Origin of the sequence: Pelomicrobium sp. G1 (assembly GCF_051905455.1) — a bacterium.
In the GTDB taxonomy this organism is placed as follows: domain Bacteria; phylum Pseudomonadota; class Gammaproteobacteria; order Burkholderiales; family UBA6910; genus Pelomicrobium.
On sequence record NZ_JBQACR010000398.1, the window covers coordinates 1 to 262 of the forward strand.

Here is a 262-nt window from a genome sequence, read left to right on the forward strand (position 1 = left end):
GGCGCAGCCGGCGTTCCAGGCGGCGGCCGCGGTCCTCGGCGAGGATCCCAGGCGCTGGGTGTCCAGCCGCCCGCCCGAGGGCCTGTTCCAGAACCGTTGGGCGCAGCCGCTCATCTGCACGGCGACGCTGGCGGCTTGGTCGGTGCTGGAGCCGCGCCTTCCCCAGCCCGTCGCCTTCGCCGGCTATAGCTTGGGAGAGCTCGCGGCCTACGGCTGTGCAGGGGCGCTGGCGCCCGCCGAGGCCCTGCGGCTGGCCTGTCTG

Annotated in this window: 1 pseudogene; it reads left to right on the forward strand. The window is 75.6% G+C overall.

Annotated features, from left to right (window positions below):
* Nucleotides 1-262, forward strand: a pseudogene (locus tag ACTFO6_RS18985) (hypothetical protein); the annotation flags it as partial.